Source organism: Ruegeria sp. H4, assembly GCF_056533065.1.
In genome coordinates this window covers 167,613-185,455 of the sequence record NZ_JBQFOC010000002.1, presented here as the reverse complement: position 1 = coordinate 185,455, position 17,843 = coordinate 167,613, and the positions used below count along the sequence as shown (strand labels likewise).

The following is a 17,843-nucleotide window of genomic DNA, read 5'->3' as shown; positions in this document are numbered from 1 at the left end:
CCAAAATCATAGTGGTTCGGCGCATTCCCATTTGTGCAAGCTATTGAATAACCAAGGGCATCCCATGTTCTCTGTATTTCGGACCAGTACCAGTATCCTTTTGACAGCCTGTTTTGCGGCAACGGCTGCGATGGCCAATACCGCCTCTGACGCGATGCAGGGGACGGCGTTTCAAATGGCGGTGGCTGAACATATGCCAACGTCAGACGATATCGCTGTATTTTACCGGTCCAACGGCTATGCACCGGTTTGGGTGGGTCCTTCGCAAGATCATGCCGATCGCCGCGCCGCTTTGATTGAAGCTTTGTCAAGCAGTCATATGCATGGGTTGCCATCCGCAAGCTATGATATCGACGCTCTGGTGGACCAGATGCGCACCGCTCGTTCGGTGCGGGATCTTGGCGCACTTGAAGCTGAATTGACCACCCTGTTTCTGGACTATGCCGACGATCTTTATGCCGGGGCACTGCGCCCAGCCAGCATTGATGACGGACTTGTTCGTAAGGTCGAGCGCCGCAGCCCCGAAGCGCATTTGCGACAGTTAAACGCCCAAGGGGCTGACTATTTTGATCAGCTTGCACCCCAAACGCGTCAATACCGGTCATTGATGAAACAGAAACTGGCGTTGGAAGCTCTGCTGGATCAGGGCGGTTGGGGGCCAACTGTTCCCGTAACCAAGCTGGAATTTGGCGACATGGGTGCCACAGTGGTCAAACTGCGCAACCGCTTGGTGACCATGGGGTATCTGAAGCCAACCGCGAGCCCGAGCTATGACGATGCCATGCTTGCTGCCGTTCGCGCCTTCCAGACCGATCATGGGTTGGAACCCGACGGAGTTGCAGGAAAGGGCACCATCTCCGAGATCAACCGCCCGGTATCAGATCGGCTAAAAGCAGTTCATGTCGCGCTGGAACGTGAGCGGTGGTTGCCACGCGAACGCGGTGAGCGTCATATTCTTGTCAATCAGGCCGATTTCTCAGCCAAGATCGTGGATGACGGGCAAGTCACGTTTGAAACGCGCGCTGTGATCGGCAAAAATGTCCATGATCGCCGCAGCCCCGAGTTTTCGGACGAAATGGAGCATATGGTGATCAACCCCAGCTGGTATGTGCCACGCTCGATCATCACCAAGGAATATCTGCCTAAGCTGCAATCAAACCCGAATGCTGTCGGGCATATCCAGATCACAGATCGCAGCGGCCGTCAGGTCAACCGTGGGGCCGTGGATTTCACGCAATTCACGGCGCGCAACTTCCCATTTGCGATGCGCCAGCCGCCCAGCAAAAGCAACGCGCTGGGTTTGGTGAAGTTCATGTTCCCCAACAAGTACAACATCTATCTGCATGATACGCCTCAGAAATCCCTGTTCGCACGTGAAGTGCGGGCGTTCTCACACGGCTGTATCAGACTGGCGCAACCTTTCGAGTTCGCCTATGCGCTGCTGGCTTTACAGGAGGAGGACCCCAAGGCGTTCTTCCACCGTGTGCTGAACAGCGGGAAAGAGACCAAAGTGGACCTGGATCAGAAGGTGCCGGTGCATCTGATCTATCGTACGGCCTATATGGGTCCGAAAGGTGAGGTTCAGTATCGCCGCGACGTCTATAACCGCGATGCCAAGATTTGGGCGGCACTGCAAAAGGCAGGGGTGGTCCTGCCGGACGTTCAGGGATAAGCACAAGGGCAAATCCTGCCAAAGGGAACGCCCCTCATGCAATATACCATCCAGAAAATCGCCGACAGCCTTGGTGCGGAGTGTCAGGGCGACACCAGCTTGACGATCGACAGAGCGGCCGAGCCGGGTGACGCCGGACCCACGGATCTGGCTATGGCAATGTCCCCGAAATATGCCGACGCTCTGACCGGTGGTAAGGCGCGCGCGGCGGTGCTCTGGGAAGGCGCAGATTGGCAGGCAATGGGATTGCAGGCTGCAATCTTTGTAAAACGTCCGCGTATGGCCATGGCTGGGATCACATCGATGCTGGATCGCGGGCAGGGGGTTGAACCCGGCATTCATCCATCTGCGGTGATCGATCCAACGGCCGAGATTGGCGCGGATGTTTCAATCGGGCCTTTGACAGTTGTAGGCGCCCGCGCTCGGATCGGTGCAGGCTCAGTCATTGGCGCTCATTGCACGATTGGGATCGACGCCGTTCTTGGCGAACAGGCACTGCTGCGCGAAATGGTCAGCATCGGTGCCCGCGCCCAAATCGGAGATCGTTTTATCGCCCAACCGGGTGCTCGGATTGGCGGCGACGGGTTCAGCTTTGTCACACCTGAGGTGTCGGGCGCTGAAAACGCACGCAAAACCATGGGCGATCAGGGCGAGGCCAAAGCGCAAAGCTGGCTGCGGATTCACTCTTTGGGCGCGGTTGAGATCGGTGATGATGTCGAGGTCGGCTCGAACTGTACCGTGGACAATGGCACAATCAGAAACACGCGCATCGGTGACGGATCGAAACTGGATAACCTTGTGCATGTGGGTCACAACACGCGCGTGGGGCAGGATTGCCTGTTATGTGGGCAAACCGGCGTCTCGGGCTCGGTCGAGATTGGCAATAACGTGGTGCTGGGCGGCCAGACCGGGGTTGTCGACAATATCTTCATCGGCGACGGCGTGATCTCGGGGGGCGGCACGAAAATTCTGTCGAATGTGCCTGCGGGGCGCGTCATCATGGGCTATCCGGGCATCAAGATGGACACCCATACCGAGATCTACAAAGCACAACGCCGTTTGCCGCGCTTGGCACGCGACGTCGAGGCACTCAAAAAGGCTGTTTCCAAACAGGCCCCGAGTGATTAAATCATCCTCAGATTGATAATCAGGGGATCGACATGAGCATCAGCGACCGCGTCATCGCAATCATTGCAGAGCAGGCCGTGCTGGAGCCATCGGATGTGACGCCCGACAGCACGTTGGAGGATCTGGGCATCGACAGCCTGGGTCTGGTCGAAAGCATCTTTGCCATCGAAGAAGAGTTCGATATTTCGGTGCCCTTCAATGCCAATGAGCCCGAAGCGAATGATTTCGACATCTCGAACGTGGCCGCAATCATTGCGGGCATCGAAAAGCTTGTATCGGAAAAGGTCTGACCCGGAACAATGAAACGGGTCGTCATTACCGGGGCAGGTACTATCAATTCGCTGGGCCATTCAGTGCCCGACACGCTGGAAGCCATGCGCGAGGGGCGTTGCGGGATCTCTGAGCTGGAGTTTCGCGACGTGGATCGCCTGGCCATCAAGATCGGCGGGCAGGTGCGCGGGTTCGAGGCCGAAGGGCGCTTTAACCGCCAACAGATGTCTCTGTATGACCGATTTACACAATTCACTCTGACCGCCGCGAAAGAGGCCATCGACCAATCGGGGATCGAATTCCATGGTGAATTGGCGGCCCGGTCTGGCGTGGTTCTGGGTACGGCTGGGGGTGGCGTCTCGACCTGGGATGACAATTACCGGTCGGTCTACGAAGACGGCAAGAACCGCGTGCACCCCTTTGTTGTGCCCAAGCTGATGAACAATGCCGCGGCCAGCCACGTGTCGATGGAACACAACCTTAAGGGCCCAAGCTTTACCGTTTCGACCGCCTGCGCGTCATCGAACCATGCGATGGCGCAGGCCTTTCAGATGGTGCGTAGCGGAGCAGCGCCTGCCATGGTCACCGGTGGGTCCGAATCCATGCTGTGTTTCGGCGGCGTGAAAGCCTGGGAAGGGCTGCGGGTCATGTCCAAGGATGCCTGTCGCCCCTTCAGCGCCAACCGCAACGGAATGGTGCAGGGTGAAGGCGCTGGCATTTTTGTATTCGAGGAATACGACCATGCCCGCGCACGTGGCGCCGACATCCTGTGCGAGGTCGTGGGTTTTGCCATGTCATCTGATGCATCCGATATCGTCATGCCCAGCAAACAGGGCGCATCCCGCGCGATGGCGGGGGCCTTGGCGGATGCGAAACTGAACGCCAGCGACGTATGCTATATCAACGCGCATGGCACTGGGACGGCTGCGAATGACAAAACCGAATGCGCGGCCGTTGCCGATGTGTTTGGGCCGCATGCGGATGATCTGATGATCTCATCCACGAAATCCATGCACGGCCACTTGATCGGCGGCACTGGAGCGGTCGAGCTGTTGGCATGTATCATGGCACTGCGGGACGGAGTCATCGCGCCGACGATCAGCTATGAAGAACCTGATCCGGAATGCGCGCTGGATGTGGTACCAAACGAAGCGCGCGAGGCCAAGGTTGAGGTCGCGCTCAGCAATGCTTTTGCCTTTGGAGGCTTGAACGCTGTGCTTGCGTTGAAAAAGCTGCAGTGAATCAGCATCGCCGCAGTTGATGCACTGCGGCGATGGACGTATCTGGTTCAGTTCGCGTTGACGGTCAGGCCATCAAACCCAGATGTGAAGCCCGATAGCGACATATCCATATCCAGAATCTGATCCGGGAAACGCGCAGGCACCAGCGAGAAGATCGCGGTGCTGCCAGCTTTCATCGCGTCGATGTCACCTTGGCTCAGACCAAGCTGTGCAACGCAACCGACAGGCACGCAGTGGTGATAGTTATATAGCTTGCGCGGGGCGCCATCGATCGACAGTGCCAGCTGTGCTTGCAGCAATGTTTCCAGCGGTACAATCACATTGGCCCAGGCTACAGCCGCACCACCTTCGGGCAATTTGCCGATCGATACTTCGGCAATGGGCTCACCTTGTTGGCCTTTCAGCACCTGTACAATTGCACAAGGGTCATCACCCTCTGCCGCCTTGATGCAAGAGACTTCCCAATCTCCGCTGGTTTCTCTGACGAACTGTTCACCCACACGCGGGCCGGTTTCACCGAGATCCAAGCCGGTGTCAGCATCTGTGGTGCTGGTATCTTGTGCGCTTGCGACACCGCAGATCAGCGCAGCGACGAGCGTATTGATCGAGAGGAGTTTCTTGTTCATGAATGCCTCGGTTTGATGATTGAGTGAGTTTTTTTCTTCCTCTAGCACCGTTCGCCCTCAGTGTCAGTCACTAAGCGTCGCACAGGTTGTAAAGTGAACAATTTCTTGCCGTAAAGATGGGAATTTTGCGTAGAAATCCAAAGAAAAAGGGAGCTGGTGATGCAGCTCCCTTTTCGAATTGGTTCTCCCCGTCGGACTGGCCGACTTATTTATGCGCAGACGTTACGAGAGGGGGGCGCAGCGGTCAACAGCTAACCTGGATTATTAATATACTCCTTAGTTCACTTTTAATCGGTCCAACGCACAAAAAAGCCGTGCCCGAAGGCACGGCCAGTCGACAGGGAGGAAGTGCGCCTTTGCAGCTGGCACCACAAAGCGCGCAAATTGACTATCGCAGTCAAAGGTTAACTTTGTATGCTGGCCCCAGAGCGATGGACATTAAGGCAGTGAAAACATGGGCGAAGATATTTTTCTGGGCGGTGGCGGGACCGAGTATGGGCAGCCACAAGGGCTGACGCTGAAATATGCAAACCGGCATGGCCTGATTGCCGGGGCAACTGGAACCGGTAAAACCGTGACGCTTCAGATTCTTGCCGAAGGGTTTTCCAAGGCGGGTGTTCCGGTGTTCCTGTCCGACGTCAAAGGTGACCTGTCCGGCTTGGCACTGCCCGGCAGCGAAACCCATAAGTTGCATCAGGCTTTCATGGATCGCGCTACGCGTATTGGCTTCTCGGATTTTTCCTACAACGCATGTCCGGTCACCTTCTGGGATTTGTTTGGTGAACAGGGCCATCCCGTGCGCACAACTGTGACTGAGATGGGCCCGCTGCTGCTGTCGCGGTTGATGGAGCTGAGCGAGGCGCAAGAGGGTATCCTGAACATCGCCTTTCGCGTGGCGGATGAAGAAGGCATGCCGCTTCTGGACCTAAAGGACCTGCAGGCGCTGCTGGTCTGGATTGGTGAAAACCGTGCACAGCTGTCGTTGCGCTATGGCAATGTCTCGACCTCGTCCATCGGGGCGATCCAACGGCGGTTGCTGGTGCTGGAAAACCAGGGCGGAACGCGGCTGTTTGGCGAGCCCGCTCTGGATTTGTCAGACCTGATGCGCACCGATGAGGCCGGGCATGGCACGGTGAACATCCTTGCCTCGGACAAACTGATGGGGTCGCCACGCCTTTATGCAACTTTTCTGTTGTGGCTGCTGAGTGAGCTGTTTGAAGAACTGCCCGAGGTTGGTGACCCTGAAAAACCCAAGCTGGTGTTTTTCTTCGATGAGGCGCATCTGCTGTTTGATGATGCGCCCAAGGTTCTGGTCGACAAGGTCGAACAGGTCGCGCGCCTGATCCGGTCCAAAGGCGTTGGCGTCTATTTCATCACGCAGAACCCGGCCGATATTCCCGAGGACATTCTGGGCCAGTTGGGAAACCGCGTTCAGCATGCCTTGCGCGCCTTTACAGCGCGGGATCGCAAGAACCTGCGCCTTGCAGCCGAGACCTATCGCGAGAATCCGGCCTTCGATACAGAAGTCGCAATCCGAGAGGTCGGTGTCGGTGAGGCCGTTACATCAATGCTGCAAAAGAAAGGCGTGCCGGGGATGGTCGAGCGGACGTTGATCCGCCCTCCGGGGTCTCAGCTTGGACCGATTACCAAGGCAGAGCGTCAAACGGTGATGGCAGCATCCGCGATGGCGGCAAAATATGACACGTCGGTCGACCGGAAATCGGCCTTTGAAATCCTTCAGGCCCGTGCCGAAACCGCCGCCAAAGAGGCGGAAGCCGCCGAAGCTGATGAGGTGGTAGAGATGCAATCCGCGATGGAGCGAGAGTTTGCCTCGGCCCGTCGATATTCTGGTAGCCGTGTTGGGCGATCTTCCTCGCGCGTGACGCGCAAGAAAGACACGTTTGCCACGGCCATGGGTGAAGCTGTGATCAAAGAGCTCAAAGGCACCACTGGCCGCCGTATCGTGCGCGGTATTCTTGGGGGCCTGTTCCGGAATAGATAAGGCCTTCGAATTCACCAGACAAATATGTGCAGCGTGTGCCCCGCGGAAGCCATCGGCTCGGCGGGGCATGAGCGTCTCATGTCAAATGCAACAATTTACTTGCCGATGCGGCGCAGGCCTTCCTGCTGGCAAATGGCATCCGCCTCGGGCACCGACATCTTGGTAGCCGGGAAATCGATGGCGCGATCCCAAGTCACGCGATCTTGGCGATACAGCTGGCACGTCACGACTCCCTTGGACGTCTGGACCTGGACTGGTGTCGTTTCCAAATCTTTCGGTGAGGGAATACATGCCGCGACTATCGCAACAAGCGGCAACAAGACGATAGCTTTGGTTAGCGGGTTTTTCATGGTTCTTACTACTCTTTAGACTGGTTTACTGGTCATTTGCGGGCCCGATGAACGGTGTGAGTGAGCGTCAACAAAACGAACAGTTTCAGTTACTGGTAATGGTAGGCTGGTTTAGTCAAAAAACCTTTAAGAAACAAGACGCCGCGCCGGTTCCTGCCGACGCGGCCATCTGATTTAAGAGGATTTCGGCCTATTTCTCAGGGATCAGCCCTCTTGGACTGAATCTGAGAACAATCAGCAGGATCAGGCCCATCGTAAACAGCCGCATATGGGCGGCGCTATCGATCAGATGTGTCTTCAGCGCGCTACCATCAGCCATTCCACTGGTGATCAGGTTCATCAGCCAAAGGCCCATCGGCTCAACCTGAACCCAAAGAAACCAGATCAGGAAGGCGCCAAGAACGGCACCGAAGTTGTTGCCTGACCCACCGACGATCACCATAACCCAAACCAGAAAGGTAAAGCGCAAGGGGTTGTAGGTACCCGGTGTAAGCTGCCCATCCAACGTGGTCATCATGGCACCCGCGATGCCGCAGATCGCGGACCCCAGCACAAAGATTTGCAGATGGCGGCGCGTGACATCCTTGCCCATCGCTTCGGCCGCGACTTCATTGTCACGAATGGCGCGCATCATGCGGCCCCATGGGCTTTTGAGTGCCATCTGCGCCATCCAAAGCAGGACCAGAAGAACGATCAGGAACAGCAGCGAATAGCCTAGCTTAACCGACAGTGTCGAAGCCGTGACCGGGTCAATCCCAAGCCAATCTGCCCGAGCGATAAACGCAGGATCTTGTTGCAAATCGACCTCGTACCCAACGACAGGCGAAGGGCGCGGTATGCCGTAGACGTTTTTGACGCCACGGGCCAGCCAGTCTTCGTTTTTCATCACGGCAATGATGATCTCGGCAATGCCAAGCGTGGCAATGGCCAGATAGTCCGAGCGCAGGCCCAGCGCGGTTTTCCCGATCAACCAGGCAGCACCAGCTGCCAGCAGACCTCCGGCAGGCCAGGCCAGCAGAACGGGCATATTCAGGCCACCGATATTGCCTGCGACGGCAGGGTTAATCGCCTCGATCGTTTCGACATTTGGATCAAAGATCGCGCGGTATACAAAGAAGCCGACGATCAGAATGCCGATGATGGCTAAGGTCTGCGCGCGCCCCTTTGGCATCTTCTGCGCAACCATTACGGCGGCGACCACCGTACCCGCCCCCAGCAACAGCGCAAGGATGACACCATAGCCACCACCCGACCATGCACCGGGTGTTGGAGGGGTCGAGACCAGCACAACCGCCAAGCCGCCCAGCGCGACGAAGCCCATGACACCAACATTGAAGAGGCCCGCAAAGCCCCATTGCAGGTTCACTCCGATCGACATGATGGCCGAGATCAGCCCCATGTTCAGGATCAGGATCGCTGCATTCCAGCTTTGTGTGAACCCGGTCAGCAGGATCAGCGCGCCAACGACGATAAAGAGCAGGGTGTTTTTAACAGACTCGCTCATATCACTTTCCCCTTGAACAGGCCCGTGGGCTTGAACAGCAGCACGATCAGCAGGATCGCAAAGCTGACGGCGAATTTGTAATCAGTCGACAGGAATTGCACCAATCCTGAAGGGGCAAGGCTTTCCGGCGCAACATATGTCAGCACTTTTTTCCACGCATAGGTGATCGTCACCTCTGAAAACGCAATGATGAAGCCGCCTGCGATGGCACCCAACGGGTTGCCTAGGCCGCCTACAATGGCCGAAGCGAAGATGGGCAGCAGAAGCTGGAAATAGACGAAGGGCTTGAAACTCTTGTCGAGGCCGTAAAGCACGCCCGCCGTGGTCGCCAGTGCAGCCACGATGATCCACGTGATCATCACCACACGTTCGGGATTGATACCCGACAGCAGCGCCAGATCCTCGTTATCCGAATAGGCGCGCATCGACTTACCCGTGCGGGTCTTGTTCAAGAACCAGAACAGCAGAGCAACGGCCAGAATAGCGACAATCACGGTGATGCCCTGAGAGGTCTTGATTGCCAGCCCCTCACGCAGCCCGGTCATCGCCTTAAAATCCCGTGCCGAGACGATGAAGCGCGCCCCGTCCGAAAACCTTTGATCATCCGGCCCGATGATAAAGCGCACAAGTCCATTCATGATGAACATCACGCCCATCGAGACGATCACCAATATGACCGGTTTGGCCTTTTGCGCGCGATAGAAGCGATAGACCAGCCGATCTGTGATCAGCACCAGAACGATACAGCCTAAAATAGCAAAGGGCAGGGCCAACAATGCGGTTGGCAGCGGGCCGAAACTGACACCGGCCGCCTGCAATGCCCATGTGACCAAAACGGCGATCATCGCGCCAAAGGCCATGGTGTCGCCATGGGCAAAATTCGAGAACCGCAGGATGCCGTAGATCAGCGTCACCCCCAACGCGCCCAGCGCCAATTGGCTGCCATAGGCAATCGCGGGCACGATCACAAAATTCGAAAGCGCCACGAGCGCATTTAACAGGTCCATATTCATTCCCTCTGACCGGGTGCGGCCTTATGGCACGACGCCATCGCAGGACACAACACAAGAGGGCGGTTTTCTAGCCTGTTTCCCCGTTGTTTTGGGGAATTCCACCCTGTGTTCACAATTTGAGACTCAGGGTGGAATAGATACTGGATGCAACATCCAGCCCATTAATCGCAGTTGGCGACCCTCGCCCATCTGTTGATTCTCGCGGAGGTCAGGGCTGACTTGTATCGTTCTGATATTTATGAGTATTCGGGTTAAGCACCAGTTTCTGTGCACGACCCGTGATCGGTTCCGGCATGTGGTCCTTTTACCGACAGATCATAGCTCATATCGTCCATATGCACGACAAAGGTCATCACATCCGCGCCTTCGATGTGAACAAAGGTCATGTTGCCAATGCCTTTGAGGACGATCGCATCCCCGGCGACCTTGTCGGTTGCGATACTGCCTTTGTCACGCTCAGCCGAGCGGTCCAGTCGGACTTCGCTGCCGTCCCGATCCGAGACACAGACAAAGTGACGTTCCTCGGCCGTTGCGGCGGTCGCGCATAGGGTGGTGACGGCCACCCACATCCATTTTTTCATTTTAGTGTCCTGAATAGAGTTTTTATCCAGAAGGTTCGCTGATTTCACCGGGCTGGATCGGCTTATCCGGGAAACTGTTTCCTTCACAGAGCCTGCGCTAATTACAGAATGTGACCGGATTACAGCCGACTCGTGGAATTGTTGGGATGGTGATCGAGGATTTGAGACTGTTGGATACCGAGATCAATCTGCATGTTCTGCGAGATTGGTGACTTCAGTCGATTTCGTGAACAAGAAAGAAGTTGGAGAGCGTCACAAGAACGTCGAGGAAATCCATTAGTTCAAACCCCCACGAATGGCGCTGCAAGTAATTTTTGTCATTCGATTAGACAGAGACGCATTTCGACCCCAGTTACTTATCGCAATGAGGTTCATACCAAACGCATCAGCAATTTCACCGTTGGGCACGATAACGGTAGAATAGTCGGGTTTAGGATTTTGTTTGATGTATGTTTCCGCCTGAGCGTAATTTTCAAAGTACCCGAGTTTGATACGTCGATCTTCATTTCCTTCCAGAAAATAGTCGTTGTTCTCACGGCTCAAAACAAACGAAGAAAGCGGCAAAATTGCCCGCACGCACACTTGTTTTTCACACGCAGCGTACATGCTGCAATTTGCCGGGAATCCAGATTGGTCCCAAGCTGCCCAAAGAACTGAGGCTTGGAGCATACAAGCAATTGGTAATGCGATAAAAAACCTCATCTTCACCCCCCCAAGAAGCTCTTTCGCACCTCGGGATCAGCCAACAGTTCTTTGCCCGTCCCGGTATACGCATTCCGTCCCTGCACCAGAACATAGCCTTTGTCGGCAATCTCCAACGCCTGACGAGCGTTCTGTTCAACCATCAGGATCGGCAACCCTGTGCGTGAGACTTCGATAATCCGGTCGAACAGCTCATCCATCACGATGGGTGAAACACCGGCGGTGGGCTCGTCCAGCATCAGCACTTTGGGCTGGGTCATCAAAGCGCGTCCAACGGCGACCTGTTGGCGTTGACCGCCCGACAGCTCTCCGGCGGCTTGGTTGCGTTTGTCGCGCAAAATTGGGAAGAGGTCATAGACCTGTTCCATCGTGTCCGAGAAATCATCCCGGCGAATAAATGCCCCCATTTCGAGGTTTTCTTCCACCGTCATCGATGTGAAGATATTCGAGGTCTGGGGCACAAATCCCATGCCGCGGATGACACGATCCTGCGGGGTGAGGTTGGTGATGTCCTCACCATCCAAACGCACAGAACCGGACCGAACGTCCAACATACCGAACACAGCTTTCATGGCCGTCGACTTGCCCGCGCCGTTGGGGCCAACGATGACCGCGATTTCGCCCTTGTCGACGGAGATGGTGCAGTCGTGTAGAATGTCTGGGCCTTTACCATAGCCGCCAGTCATAGTGTCGCCGATCAGAAAGGGGCCGCCCTCGACCTTATGCGTTTCGCCGCTTGTGGTGCGCGCAGGCGTCAGGGTGCCGACCCCGTGAGTATTCGTGATCGAGGCGTCTTTGTTGCCCTTGTCGTCCTTGTAGGGGTTGTCGCTTCTGCCAGCGGTCATGTGTGGGCCTCCAGCTTGTCTTTGTTTTTGAGGCCGGTGCCCAGATAAGCTTCGATCACATGCTCATTGGCCTTGATCTCATCCAGAGTTCCTTGGGCCAGCACCTTGCCCTCGGCCATACAGATGACCGGGTCGCAGATCTTGCCGATGAAATCCATGTCATGCTCGATAACAACAAAGGTATAGCTGCGTTCCTTGTTCAAGCGCAGGATCGTATCGGCAATGGTCATCAGTAGGGTGCGGTTCACGCCCGCGCCGACCTCGTCCAGAAATACGATCTTGGCGTCCACCATCATGGTTCGGCCAAGCTCCAGCAGTTTCTTCTGACCACCCGAAACCTGACCCGCCTTGTGGTCAGCCAGATGTTCGATGGTCAGGAACTCCAAAACTTCGTCGGCCTTGGCCTTCAACGCCCGTTCTTCATCCGCGATCCGCTTGCGCCCGAACCAAGTGTTCCACAGCGATTCCCCCGCCTGGGCGCCTGGCACCATCATCAGGTTCTCGCGACAGCTCATCGACGAGAATTCATGCGCAATCTGGAACGTGCGCAGCAGCCCCTTATGGAACAGATCATGCGGCGGCAGACCGGTGATATCCTCACCATCCATGAACACACGGCCAGAGGTTGGGGCCAAAACCCCGGCAATTACATTGAACAGCGTCGTTTTTCCGGCCCCATTCGGCCCGATCAGGCCGGTGATCGAACCCTTTTGGATTTCCAGCGATGCCCCATCCACCGCGTGAAACCCGCCGAAATGCTTGTGCACGTCATCGACGACGATCATCTTTTCCCCCAGCTGCCGGTCCTGGCATTCTTGTCACGCCCCCGTTTTTCGGGGTGCGGCCTTTTTTCATTGAAACAGCCCGGACACAAGGCCCGGGCTGCTTGATTTTATGACTATTGTTCTCGGATCAACGGAAGTTGACGGTTTTATTCTCGCCGTCGGTCACTTCGATCTCGCGATACGAACCCGCGCTTTCACCGGGGCCGATCAGCTCAACACCCGATGCGCCGACATAGTCGATCTCCTGACCAGCAGCCAGCAGCTCCAGGCCTTTCGCCAGCTCACCGGGATAGATTTTCTCACCCGGAGCGTTGGCAACGTCCATGATTTTGGAACCATAGTCCGCCGGGCTGGTCGAGCCTGCAGCCTGCATGGCCAGCATGAACAGAGCAGCGGCGTCGTAGCTTTCCGGAGAGTAGGGCGACGAGCCATCAAAGCCTGCAGCTTCGGCCATGGCAAAATACTTCTCGGCGCCTTCACCACCCGAACCAGCGATCTGACCGAACGAGCCGTTCAGGTCCGGACCGACATTCGCAGGCAGCGAGTCACCGATCATACCGCCGGGCAGGCCGAATGTGTCAAAAGCACCGCTGTCCAGAGCTGACTGGATGATGCCCAGGCCGCCTTGGTCCAGATAGCCTGCAACGACCAGAATATCGCCACCGGCCGAGGCCAGCGCGCCAACTTCAGCCGAGTAGTCGGCCTTGCCGTCTTCGTGTGCGGCAACGATGGTCACTTCGCCACCCGATGCCTCGAACGAGGACTGGATCGCGTCCGCCAGACCCTTGCCGTAGTCGTTGTTGGTGTAGGTCAGAGCAATCGAGCTAATGCCGCGATCGTTCAGGATGTCTGCCATCACCTGACCTTCACGCGCATCCGACGGTGCGGTGCGGAAGAACAACCCGTTGTCTTCCATGGTCGACAGACCAGGCGAAGTGGCCGATGGCGAGATCATCACCATGCCGTTCGGAATCGCGACGTTCTGCAGGATCGCGCCGGTTACGCCCGAGCAGTCACCGCCGATGATGCCACTGACTCCATCCGCGATGAAACGCTCACCATTTGAGGTGGCCAGACCGTTGTCGATGCAGCCGGTATCGGCACGGGTGCCAACAACCGTCGCGCCATCCAGCAGCTTGCCCGACTCGGTGACTTCGGCAATTGCCATTTCGGCACCCGAGCCCATGGCCGGGGCCAGCGATTCAATTGGGCCTGTGAAGCCGAACAGAATGCCCAATTTGACATCCTCGGCCATGGCCGTGCCCGCCAGCAAGGCGGTTGCTGCGGTTGCTGTAAGCAGCTTTTTCATGAAGTTACTCCCTGATTTCGTATTCCAACTGGGCACGACCCTAGGCAAGCTGTTCGCAAAAGAAAAGTCCCTAGAAACGCCTGCTTTTTGTCTAAGCGCACCTATCTATTGAGGGTATCGGCCCGTAATGGTCGCACAACCCGAATCTGCGGAGGTTTTCTATGTTCCGGCTTTTTGCTCTTGTTCTGTTGATCTGCGCAGGTGGCGCGTCCTTTGCCGGAGTGCTGCAAACCAAAGAGGGCTCAGTTGAGGCCACACAGATGCTAAGCGGGTTGGACACGCCTTGGGGCTTGGGGCTCCTGCCTGATGGAAGCTTTCTGGTGACTGAGCGGGACGGAGAGCTGATCTATGTGTCGGATGGCGAAACCAATCGCGTATCAGGCGTTCCGAAGGTGGCCGCTGCCGGGCAGGGCGGGTTACTGGACGTTACCATCCCTCGTGACTTCAGTCAGAGCCGCGAGGTCTTTTTGACGTTTTCCAAACCCCAAGCGGGCGGGGCTGGCACCGCCTTGGCTGTTGCGCGCCTATCAGAAAATGGCAAACGCCTGACCAACCTGCGTGTCTTGTTCGAGGCCAAGCCCGGCGGTTCCGGTGGTCGCCACTTCGGATCACGCGTGGTCGAGGCGCAGGATGGAACGCTGTTCCTAACCATCGGCGACCGGGGGGATCGGCCCTCAGCGCAGGATACAAGCAATCACATGGGCTCGGTCATCCGTATCAACCGTGACGGGACGGTTCCGGCCGGCAACCCCTTTATCGGGCAGTCCGGTATTCGACCCGAAATCTGGTCTTTTGGCCATAGGAACCCGCAAGGGGCCGGTCTGGATGCAAATGGCGCGCTCTGGGTTTCAGAACATGGTGCGCGGGGTGGGGATGAAGTGAATCTGGCGCAGCCGGGCAAAAACTATGGCTGGCCGATTATTTCCTATGGCACGCATTACTCAGGTGAGAAAATAGGCGAGGGTACGTCAAAGCCCGGCCTTGAACAGCCTGCTTTCTATTGGGACCCCTCCATCGCGCCCTCAGGCTTGCTGGTTTACTCCGATGATTTGTTTCCAAGATGGCGCGGCGACATCTTCGTCGGTTCGCTCAAGTTTGACTACATCGCGCGACTGTCCGGATCGCCTTTGCGCGAAGTCGAGCAGATTAAGGGACCGGAAACAGAACGTGTCCGCGATATCGTTCAAGCCACAGATGGATCGATCTGGTTCATTTCCGTTGGTCAGGGTGCGGTCTATCGTATGACACCTGGCTGAGATGTCAGATCGACAGGCGCCCGCTTTGCGATCCTCGTTCCCGATAGGGCGTCGTGTTGTAATGCGCCCGGTAGCATTTTGAGAAATGGCTGGGCGAAGCAAAGCCACAAGCCAGTGCCACGTTGATCACGCTCATATCCGTCTGCATCAGCAAGTTGCGCGCTTTATGCAGGCGGAGTTCCATGTAGTACCGCTTAGGCGAGCGGCTCAGGTAGCGGCGGAAGAGACGTTCAAGCTGACGGGTAGACATGCCCACATCTTTGGCCAAGATCGAGGGTGAGATCGGTTCTTCCGTATTTTTCTCCATCATCAGGATGACCTGGCTCAACTTGGGGTGACGAACGCCGATACGGGTCGGCGTCGACAGGCGCTGTGTGTCCTGATCCGTGCGAATCGAGGAATAGATCATCTGATCGGCGACGGCATTGGCCAATTCTTCGCCGAAATCATCTGCGATCAGCTTCAGCATCAAATCGATTGAGGATGTGCCCCCAGCAGTTGTCATGCGATTGCCATCGATCAAAAATACCGATTTGGTCAGTTCAACGGTGTCGAACTCTTCTGCGAAACTGTCAGCATTCTCCCAGTGAATGGTCGCACGTTTGTCATCCAGCAGGCCTGCTTTGGCCAGCGTATAAGCTGCGGTACACAGACCACCGATCTTCAGGCCCTTGCGCGCCTCGCGGCGTAGCCAGCTTAAAACCTTTTTGGTGGTCGAGCTCTGAACATCGACGCCACCACACACCATGATCATATCGTCACGGCGCAAATCGCCAAGATCCGCATCAAGCTTGAAGGTGGTTCCAGCCGAACACGACACCACCTCGCCGCCTTCGCCGACCAGCGACCAGGTGTAAATCTCTTTGCCTGCCATACGGTTGGCAATGCGCAGACTGTCTAGCGCGGATGCAAAAGACAGTAGCGAGAATTTGTCTAACAAGATGAATACAAAGTTGACCGGCTTATCTGTGTCGCCGTCCACTGTGACAACTTGGCGTTGCTCTTGCATGGCTGTTGTTCCCCGAATCCACGACGGCTGCACCTCGTCGCGCGTATTTTGCCAGACACCATGCTCAAAGCTTGTTTCCGGCGTCAAGAGGCGCAAATGGGATATGGTCACTCTTCATTGCATTTTGTATAGAGACCACCTGAATACTATCAGCGGAGATCAAGGCTATGACCGAATGGCAGAAATCGAACTGGCGCAACAAGCCCCGGGTTCAGATGCCAGACTATACCGACGCGGCCGCCCTGGCCAAAGTCGAGGCGCAGCTTTCGCAGTATCCCCCGCTGGTCTTTGCCGGTGAGGCGCGGCGTCTCAAGCAACATCTGGGTGCCGCCGGTCGCGGCGAGGCTTTCCTGTTGCAGGGCGGGGATTGTGCTGAAAGCTTTGAACAATTCAGCGCGGATGCGATCCGTGATACGTTCAAGGTAATGCTGCAAATGGCAATGGTGCTGACCTACGGTGCCAAGGTGCCGGTGGTCAAAGTGGGCCGTATGGCCGGCCAATTTGCCAAACCGCGCAGCGCACCGACCGAGATCGTGGATGGTGTGGAGCTGCCCAGCTACCGCGGCGACATCATCAACGAACTGGCCTTTACACCCGAAGCACGGATTCCGAATCCGTCCAAAATGTTGCAGGCCTACACGCAGGCAGCGGCGACACTGAACCTGCTGCGCGCCTTCTCGACCGGTGGTTTCGCGGATATGAGCCGCGTTCATGCCTGGACGCTGGGCTTCGCCGATGACCAGGACGTTCAGAAATATTCCGAGATTGCAGATCGCATTCAGGACAGCATCGACTTTATGGGCGCTGCCGGGATCACGGCGGATACGACGCATGAGTTCTCAACCGTCGAATTCTACACCAGCCACGAAGGGCTGTTGCTGGAATACGAAGAGGCGCTGACCCGTCTGGATTCAACCTCAGGCAACTGGTTGGCAGGTTCGGGTCATATGATCTGGATCGGTGACCGCACCCGTCAGCCCGACGGCGCACATGTCGAATTCTGTCGCGGCGTTCAGAACCCGATTGGCCTGAAATGCGGCCCCACCACAACGGCCGAGGACCTCAAGGTTCTGATGTCAAAGCTGAACCCGGACAACGAAGAGGGTCGCCTGACCCTGATTGCGCGTTTCGGGGCAGGTAAGGCGGGTGAGCATCTGCCGCGTCTGGTCAAGGCCGTGAAGGAAGAAGGGGCCAAAGTCACTTGGGTCTGCGATCCAATGCATGGCAACACGATCAAGTCGGCCACAGGCTATAAGACACGTCCGTTCGACTCGGTTCTGCGCGAAGTGCGCGACTTCTTTGGCGTGCATCAGGCCGAGGGCACCATCCCCGGCGGCGTACATTTCGAGATGACCGGACTGGATGTGACCGAATGCACCGGCGGCGTGCGCGCCGTGACCGAAGAAGACCTGTCCGACCGCTATCACACCGCGTGCGACCCGCGCCTGAACGCGTCGCAGTCGCTGGAGTTAGCGTTTCTGGTCGCGGAAGAGCTGACCAATCTGCGCCGGAACGGTTCCAAGCGCGCGGCCAGCTGAATAGAGTAATCC

General features: G+C 56.7%; 17 protein-coding genes. 7 read left to right on the top strand and 10 right to left on the bottom strand.

The window, feature by feature from the left end; translation table 11 throughout:
- Positions 1–64 precede the first annotated feature (64 nt).
- From ACR0KG_RS12360 to ACR0KG_RS12345, 4 genes are read left to right on the top strand one after another with little or no spacing between them, the layout of a single operon-like run.
- The gene (locus ACR0KG_RS12360) at positions 65–1,672 is read left to right on the top strand and encodes a L,D-transpeptidase family protein (RefSeq protein ID WP_480827443.1); all 1,608 of its coding nucleotides are present in this window, start codon (positions 65–67) and stop codon (positions 1,670–1,672) included.
- 36 nt (positions 1,673–1,708) lie between these two features.
- A complete protein-coding gene (lpxD, locus tag ACR0KG_RS12355) occupies positions 1,709–2,800 on the top strand; it encodes a UDP-3-O-(3-hydroxymyristoyl)glucosamine N-acyltransferase (protein ID WP_480827442.1) in 1,092 nt (363 codons plus the stop codon).
- 32 nt (positions 2,801–2,832) lie between these two features.
- Positions 2,833–3,090: an acyl carrier protein gene (locus tag ACR0KG_RS12350; protein ID WP_170536685.1), complete on the top strand. Its 258-nt coding sequence runs from the start codon at positions 2,833–2,835 to the stop codon at positions 3,088–3,090.
- A 9-nt stretch (positions 3,091–3,099) separates the two neighbouring features.
- Entirely contained in the window at positions 3,100–4,311 is a 1,212-nt protein-coding gene (locus ACR0KG_RS12345) for a beta-ketoacyl-[acyl-carrier-protein] synthase family protein (protein ID WP_170536688.1), read from the top strand.
- 47 nt (positions 4,312–4,358) lie between these two features.
- Here the strand turns inward: ACR0KG_RS12345 and ACR0KG_RS12340 are convergent, their stop codons facing one another.
- The gene (locus ACR0KG_RS12340; RefSeq protein ID WP_480541425.1) at positions 4,359–4,937 is read right to left on the bottom strand and encodes an invasion associated locus B family protein; all 579 of its coding nucleotides are present in this window, start codon (positions 4,935–4,937) and stop codon (positions 4,359–4,361) included.
- Positions 4,938–5,391: 454 nt separating this feature from the next.
- Between ACR0KG_RS12340 and ACR0KG_RS12335 the strand changes: the two genes are divergently transcribed.
- Positions 5,392–6,939 carry a helicase HerA-like domain-containing protein gene (locus ACR0KG_RS12335; protein WP_480541427.1) on the top strand — a complete coding sequence of 516 codons (1,548 nt, stop codon included), beginning with the start codon at positions 5,392–5,394 and terminating at the stop codon, positions 6,937–6,939.
- A gap of 95 nt (positions 6,940–7,034) precedes the next feature.
- Here the strand turns inward: ACR0KG_RS12335 and ACR0KG_RS12330 are convergent, their stop codons facing one another.
- The 8 genes from ACR0KG_RS12330 to ACR0KG_RS12295 form a co-directional block, all read right to left on the bottom strand.
- Positions 7,035–7,289 (bottom strand): hypothetical protein, encoded by a 255-nt coding sequence (locus ACR0KG_RS12330; RefSeq protein ID WP_480541429.1) that lies wholly within the window; start codon positions 7,287–7,289, stop codon positions 7,035–7,037.
- 190 nt (positions 7,290–7,479) lie between these two features.
- Positions 7,480–8,793 carry a branched-chain amino acid ABC transporter permease gene (locus ACR0KG_RS12325; RefSeq protein WP_480541431.1) on the bottom strand — a complete coding sequence of 438 codons (1,314 nt, stop codon included), beginning with the start codon at positions 8,791–8,793 and terminating at the stop codon, positions 7,480–7,482.
- The gene (locus ACR0KG_RS12320; protein WP_480549175.1) at positions 8,790–9,800 is read right to left on the bottom strand and encodes a branched-chain amino acid ABC transporter permease; all 1,011 of its coding nucleotides are present in this window, start codon (positions 9,798–9,800) and stop codon (positions 8,790–8,792) included. Before ACR0KG_RS12320 ends, ACR0KG_RS12325 begins: the two co-directional genes overlap by 4 nt.
- A gap of 257 nt (positions 9,801–10,057) precedes the next feature.
- The gene (locus tag ACR0KG_RS12315; RefSeq protein ID WP_480827441.1) at positions 10,058–10,387 is read right to left on the bottom strand and encodes a hypothetical protein; all 330 of its coding nucleotides are present in this window, start codon (positions 10,385–10,387) and stop codon (positions 10,058–10,060) included.
- A gap of 276 nt (positions 10,388–10,663) precedes the next feature.
- Complete coding sequence (locus tag ACR0KG_RS12310) at positions 10,664–11,089, bottom strand: hypothetical protein (RefSeq protein WP_480549179.1); 426 nt, start codon at positions 11,087–11,089, stop codon at positions 10,664–10,666.
- A 2-nt stretch (positions 11,090–11,091) separates the two neighbouring features.
- Positions 11,092–11,934, bottom strand: a complete 843-nt coding sequence (locus ACR0KG_RS12305) for an ABC transporter ATP-binding protein (protein WP_480549181.1) — start codon at positions 11,932–11,934, stop codon at positions 11,092–11,094.
- Complete coding sequence (locus ACR0KG_RS12300) at positions 11,931–12,719, bottom strand: ABC transporter ATP-binding protein (protein WP_480827440.1); 789 nt, start codon at positions 12,717–12,719, stop codon at positions 11,931–11,933. Before ACR0KG_RS12300 ends, ACR0KG_RS12305 begins: the two co-directional genes overlap by 4 nt.
- A 127-nt stretch (positions 12,720–12,846) precedes the next feature.
- Positions 12,847–14,028, bottom strand: a complete 1,182-nt coding sequence (locus ACR0KG_RS12295; protein WP_480549185.1) for an ABC transporter substrate-binding protein — start codon at positions 14,026–14,028, stop codon at positions 12,847–12,849.
- Between the two features lie 161 nt (positions 14,029–14,189).
- Between ACR0KG_RS12295 and ACR0KG_RS12290 the strand changes: the two genes are divergently transcribed.
- Positions 14,190–15,284: a PQQ-dependent sugar dehydrogenase gene (locus ACR0KG_RS12290; protein WP_480827439.1), complete on the top strand. Its 1,095-nt coding sequence runs from the start codon at positions 14,190–14,192 to the stop codon at positions 15,282–15,284.
- Between the two features lie 4 nt (positions 15,285–15,288).
- Here the strand turns inward: ACR0KG_RS12290 and ACR0KG_RS12285 are convergent, their stop codons facing one another.
- Entirely contained in the window at positions 15,289–16,293 is a 1,005-nt protein-coding gene (locus tag ACR0KG_RS12285) for a GlxA family transcriptional regulator (RefSeq protein ID WP_480827438.1), read from the bottom strand.
- 167 nt (positions 16,294–16,460) lie between these two features.
- Between ACR0KG_RS12285 and ACR0KG_RS12280 the strand changes: the two genes are divergently transcribed.
- The gene (locus tag ACR0KG_RS12280) at positions 16,461–17,831 is read left to right on the top strand and encodes a class II 3-deoxy-7-phosphoheptulonate synthase (protein ID WP_480827437.1); all 1,371 of its coding nucleotides are present in this window, start codon (positions 16,461–16,463) and stop codon (positions 17,829–17,831) included.
- The last annotated feature ends 12 nt before the right edge of the window (positions 17,832–17,843 follow it).